5 protein-coding genes and 1 pseudogene are annotated in these 5,855 nt (G+C 48.4%); 4 read left to right on the forward strand and 2 right to left on the reverse strand.

Going from position 1 to position 5,855, the window contains the following annotated elements; genetic code table 11:
• Window positions 1–221 precede the first annotated feature (221 nt).
• Window positions 222–620 carry a DUF4112 domain-containing protein gene (locus tag QUA70_RS11400; RefSeq protein ID WP_333325682.1) on the reverse strand — a complete coding sequence of 133 codons (399 nt, stop codon included), beginning with the start codon at window positions 618–620 and terminating at the stop codon, window positions 222–224.
• 70 nt (window positions 621–690) lie between these two features.
• The gene (locus QUA70_RS11405) at window positions 691–1,029 is read right to left on the reverse strand and encodes a winged helix-turn-helix transcriptional regulator (RefSeq protein ID WP_006633569.1); all 339 of its coding nucleotides are present in this window, start codon (window positions 1,027–1,029) and stop codon (window positions 691–693) included.
• Between the two features lie 116 nt (window positions 1,030–1,145).
• Between QUA70_RS11405 and QUA70_RS11410 the strand changes: the two genes are divergently transcribed.
• From QUA70_RS11410 to QUA70_RS11425, 4 genes and pseudogenes are all read left to right on the forward strand, one after another.
• Complete coding sequence (locus tag QUA70_RS11410; RefSeq protein WP_333347016.1) at window positions 1,146–1,844, forward strand: pirin family protein; 699 nt, start codon at window positions 1,146–1,148, stop codon at window positions 1,842–1,844.
• Between the two features lie 147 nt (window positions 1,845–1,991).
• On the forward strand, window positions 1,992–2,198 hold the full coding sequence (locus QUA70_RS11415) for a hypothetical protein (RefSeq protein ID WP_333347020.1): 207 nt from the start codon (window positions 1,992–1,994) through the stop codon (window positions 2,196–2,198).
• A gap of 161 nt (window positions 2,199–2,359) precedes the next feature.
• Complete coding sequence (locus QUA70_RS11420; protein ID WP_333325673.1) at window positions 2,360–4,003, forward strand: WD40 domain-containing protein; 1,644 nt, start codon at window positions 2,360–2,362, stop codon at window positions 4,001–4,003.
• Window positions 4,004–4,389: 386 nt separating this feature from the next.
• A pseudogene (locus QUA70_RS11425) lies at window positions 4,390–5,466 on the forward strand (ABC transporter ATP-binding protein); the annotation flags it as partial.
• Window positions 5,467–5,855 lie beyond the last annotated feature (389 nt).

Raw genomic sequence — 5,855 nt, forward strand, 5'->3', positions numbered from 1 at the left:
TCTGAGTGCAATTTATCTCACTTAGCCCCAGTCTCCCATAAAATAGGTACTTTATTTCCGCCATGCTGTACTAGATAAACCCGCCCCCCACAACAGATAACCCACATCAACACATTAAATTTGGATCGAATGCGGAAAATATACATTCGGATTTTTGGTTTGATGGGGCCGGGCTTGAGAGATTGTTGGTTATTTACAATTATTGTTTGTGAAACCCGTACCTACAATTTAATAGATTGAGGAACCGGTTCGGCAACTGCGGCTAGTTCGGGTTCAACTTCTTCGAGGTGTGCTTCTAAAAGCGCCAGATTTCTCATGTTTGATTTATAAAAAGCATCGAAGATATCTCCGACTAAAGGTACTGAACCCACCACGGCTTCTAGACCGATATTGTAAACCATTTTCCCTAGAGTTTTTTGGGGAAGGTTGAATCGAGTTGCTAAGTAAATTAGGTATGCGGAAAATGCGGTATCTACGATATCCCCAGCACCCGGAACTAAACCGATAATGGGATCTAAACCAATGCGAAATTTAGTGCCGGGGATGCCAATGGCGGTATCCATCAGGCGGCTGAGTTTGCGGATGCGGTTGAGGGTGGCGAGACGCTCTATGTTGTTCATATTATTATTGTTGAACTAGGTTGAAAATTTGAAATCTGTCGGAAGACGGAAAAAAACATCTAGAAACCGCTCATTTTCCATCTTCGCTAATATGCTGAATTCCCCATTCGTGCATGGCATTAATAATCGGTTTGAGACTTTCGCCCAAAGGCGTTAGCGAATATTCAACTTTTGGCGGCACTTGCAGGTAAATTTCCCTGTGCACAATCGCGTCTGACTCCATTTCGCGTAGTTGCTGCGTCAGCATCTTCTGAGTAATGCCGTTGACAGCTCGTTGCAGCTCGTTAAAACGCTTCACTCCTTGAAACAACTCCCGCAGAATCAAGACCTTCCAGCGCCCGCCAATCACCTCTAGAGTGCGTTCTACAGGGCAATTTGCTCGATCGACCTTTACTTCTTGGACTTGCATAGTATCTTTTTGGTAAGTATCGCACTTTTAAGTGCGTACTATCCATAATAACTTGACTCGGTTTAAAATAAAAACATCACAGAAACACCCGATAAATTACACTGAGGATTCAGCAAATGATTACCGTCAGAAAAAGTGAAGCAAGAGGACACGCTAATCACGGTTGGCTGGACAGTTACCACACCTTTTCTTTTGCCGGCTATTACGATCCAAATTATATGAATTTTCGATCTTTGCGGGTAATTAATGAGGATGTCGTTAGCCCCGGCAAAGGTTTCGGTACTCACGGACACAGTGACATGGAAATCATTACTTATGTATTAGAAGGAGCATTAGAACACAAGGACAGTTTGGGTACTGGTGCAGTGATTAAACCCGGTGAAGTACAGCGGATGAGTGCAGGTACGGGTATCCAGCACAGCGAGTTCAATAACTCCCAAACAGACCCAGTTCATTTGCTGCAAATCTGGCTGTTACCCGATACAAAAGGCTTGCAGCCGAGTTACGAGCAGCGGGATTTTCCCCTAGCAGAAAGGCGCGGAAAACTACGCTTAGTGGCGGCGCGAGATGCGAGAGATGGTGCTGTGAAAGTGCATCAAGATGTGGATTTGTATGCGGCTGTTTTGGATAAAGACTCGCGGGTTTCTCACGCTTTGCAGCCGAATCGCCACGCTTGGGTGCAAGTTGCTCGCGGCTCGGTTTTGCTCAACGGTTTGCCTTTGGAAAATGGCGACGCTGCGGCGGTTAGTGGCGAGGCTGAGGTGGTGATTGAAGCGGCAGCAGAGGCAGAAATTTTGCTGTTTGATTTGGCATAGAATTGGGCAGCCTACCTACTCAGTAAGGTGCGGAATTCGCACCCTACTTAGGGTGGGTTACTACTTAGGAAATAAGTAAATAGGAGGAAGAAAGTAAATTTTATTTGTGGTATTTTTGCTAAGGTTAAGTGTTTAGGATAAATTTTTATGCAACAAAACCCGATCGCCCGCAAGCATCTTATTTGGAGCCTCATCACTGGTTTAGCAGTTGGCGCGATCGCAGGCGCACCCATCGGCTGGATGGCTAATGGGTATTATTCCGAGCAGCGTTTGGCTCAAATTCTGATTTGCCGAGAAAAAAATAGAGATCAGCCAGTGGCTATTGTTGAGGCTAGGTGCGGTTCCCGATTCTAAATTTTTCTGGTAGCCAGAGGGCTGTGTCAAATATTTTTAGGCTTGTGCGAATGTCGAAAGTTCGATCGCGCAGGCGTTTTGGCGTTGTCAACCGTCAATATGCCACAAACCGGAAAAGTTATCCGTCAGTTGATATGTGGGTATGTTAAATTGACACAATAATGAATTACAGCAGAACAATTCCGGCTATTTTGAGTGCTACGATCGCCCTGAGTTCGATCGCCCTCATCCCACTGACATCACCTCAAATTGCCCTCGCATTAACCGCCGACAAAGTTAAAACCGTTGCCCAACAAATTACTGTTCGCATCCAGGGGCCAAAAGGCGGTTCTGGAGTAATTTTAGAGAAACAAGGCAGCACATACTATATTCTCACAAACTGGCACGTTGTCGATAAAGCCGGCGATTACGAGGTCGTAACTCCCGACGGCAAAGCTCACTCTGTATCATACAGCCTCGTGCGGCGAGTGCCAGGGATGGATTTAGCCGTCATGCCCTTCAGCAGCACTCAAAGCTACCCCCTGGCTCAATTAGCCAATTCTGCAGCAACTAAGGGAAACAAGGCTTATGTGGCCGGCTGGCCGATATCCGGCGGTTCCCTGAGACAGCCGATTTTCATCGCCACGGAAGGTCAGCTTACCGGCCGCCAAACTCCTTGGAACGGTTATACTTTGGTATACAACAACTTAGTGAGAGCGGGCATGAGTGGCGGGCCGGTGCTCGATGACGCGGGGCGAGTTGTCGCAATTAACGGCATTGTCAGGTTAGAGGACAACTCTGATAAAATCGTGGCTGCGGGAATAGAAATTAATACTTTCATGAAATGGCGATCGACTATTTCGCTGCCAGTAGTTCCCCAATCTCCTACTGCCGGAAACCCTAAAAATCCGGCGAATAATGCGCCCCGCACGCCCGCAAGTGCGATCGCCTTTGCTGCTACCAATACTCTCAAAGGGCCTTCGGAAGTTGTCAGTTCCCTTGCCCTAGCTTCAGCTTATTTTACTACAGGAAATAGCAACGGCACAATCTCAGTTTGGAATTTCCCCAGCGGGCAATTAAAAACTACCCTGCAAGGACACACGGAAGCCGTAAACGCACTGGCCGCGGGTGCGGACTCCAAGGTGTTAGCTAGCGGCAGCGACGACAAAACTGTGAAAATTTGGAATTTAGAAACTGGTGCGGTTGTACGCACTTTGAGCGGGCATTCCAATGCAGTTTCGAGCGTTGCCGTCAGTCCCGACGGTCAATTTGTAGCGAGCGGTAGTTGGGACAAAACGATTAAGATTTGGAATGCGAAAACCGGAGAGTTGTTGCGGACTTTGACCGGGCATTCAGGGTTGGTGAATGCTGTGGCAATTAGTCCAGACAACAAAACTTTAGCTAGCGGCAGCAAAGACGGTTCAATTAGGTTGTGGAATTTAGCTACAGGTCAAGCAATTCGCACGATTAGCGGCAAAAACTTGGCTGTTTTGTCGCTAGCTTTTACTCCCGACGGCAAGAGTTTAGCTGCGGGAAATAGCAACGGTACAATCGGTTTGTGGAATGCCGGAAATGGGCAGTTAATTCGTCGTTTAAGCGGGCATACCGACGGAGTTTGGTCGGTGGCATTCAGTCGGGATGGCACTACGCTGGTTACTGGCAGTTGGGATAAGAGTGTGAGACTTTGGGATGTGCGATCGGGCGAATTGAGAGGTAATTTGAGCGGTCATGCTGGCTACGTTAGCGCTGTGGCGATTAGCAGCGATGGGAAGACTATTGTGAGTGCGGGTTGGTTGGGGGAAATCAAGATTTGGAAAAGGAGTTGAGATTTTTTTGAACGAACCGCGAAGGCGCGTTACGCGGAGGGGCGCGTAAGCGCTACTCAACCTAGAAACAGCCCCGCCTCTGTAGCGAAGCCAGCTACTTGAGCGTTCGGTTAGGCACTGACTCTAGTGGTAGGGTGCGTCAGTTGGTAGCGATTCGATGGACATGGGCTCATCATTTCCGAGCTCCGCACCCTACTACCTAGCGTCTCGCTTCCAAGTCCGATCGACACTTGTGATAGATTTGGTTCTTGCCAGACTACACTGGAAGACAAAATCAAATTAGCATTTGCGCCATAAATTCGATCGACCCGCTGTGCTGGCAGGACTCTGCACTTCGCGGAGTCAATCTAAAATCTAAAATCTAAAATCGACATGACTTCTGACAAATGATTGAAGTAGAACACTTAAGCAAAACTTACGGTTCGACCGCAGCGATCGCGGACGTGTCTTTTTCGGTCGAATCAGGAGAAATTCTCGGGTTTTTGGGGCCAAACGGCGCTGGCAAAACGACAACCATGCGGATTTTGTCGGGATATTTGCCGGCATCCAGCGGTACCGCCCGCATCGCCGGCCTCGACGTTCACGAAAACTCGATGGCAGTCAGACAGCGCATCGGCTATCTGCCGGAAAACCCGCCACTTTATCCAGAAATGAGTGTGGAAGGGTTTCTGTTTTTTGTCGCCCGGATTAAGCAAGTACCTGCAGGCGATCGCGCGCGACGAGTTACCTCCGCGATCGAACGCTGCGGCCTGGTTGATAAACGCAAAGTTTTAATTCGCAAACTTTCTAAAGGATTTCGGCAGCGCGTCGGTATCGCCCAGGCGATCGTCCACGACCCGCCGGTGATTATCTTAGACGAACCAACCGTCGGCCTCGACCCCCGACAAATCATCGAAGTCCGCAATTTAATCAAAAGTCTTGGCGGCCAGCACACAATTATCCTTTCCACGCACATTCTGCCCGAAGTCAGCATGACTTGCAACCGCGTTACCATCATCAATCGCGGTAAAATCGTCGCTGCGGGTACTCCCGAACATTTGATGGGAGAGTTGGCCGCCGGAGAGGGTTACGAGCTCGAAGTTGAAGGCGAGGCGGATTTGCTAAACAGTCTGCTGTTCCCTTCTTTGGAAAATTTGCCGGGAGTTCGATCGGTCGAATTAATTCCCAACCAGCAATTTTTAGCAAGTCGTTACCGCCTGCGGGCATTGTGCGAACCGGACATAGAACCCGGACGAGAAATTGCTGCAGCTATCATCGCCTCTGGATTTGGACTCTGCGAAATGCGTCGCTCTCGCGCTACTCTGGAAGATGTATTTTTAAGGCTGACAGCGGCTGAAAAGAAACCAGAAGAAAATCTGGTTCACAGCGAACCGGAGGTCGATCGAAATCTGCAAGAAGTGGCAGAAATTCAAGATTCGATCACGGATTCTCATCAATCGGAATCGCAACCGATTGTTGAAAATCTGCTAGTTTCAGAAACCGTCGAGTCGATCGAGCCTTCGGAGTCACACTCCGAACCAGTTGTAGAAACAGTAGAGTCGATCGAGCATTCTCAGCCCGAACCGATTGTCGAAAATCTGCAAGTTGTAGAAACAGTAGAGTCGATCGAGCATTCTCAACCCGAATCCGAACCAATTGCAGAAATACCAGAGGAAATAAGCGATTTAGAACCAGGAATGCAACCAGTGGCAGATTTTCTGGAAATTGTAGAAAGACAAGAGTCGATCGAGCATTCTCAGCCCGAACCGATTGTCGAAAATCTGCAAGTTGTAGAATCGATCGAACGTTCTCAACCAGAACCAGAACCGATTTTCGATACACCAAAGTTGATCGAACTTTCTCAGCCAGAACC

This window comes from Microcoleus sp. LAD1_D5 (genome assembly GCF_036702115.1).
Taxonomy (GTDB): domain Bacteria; phylum Cyanobacteriota; class Cyanobacteriia; order Cyanobacteriales; family Microcoleaceae; genus Microcoleus.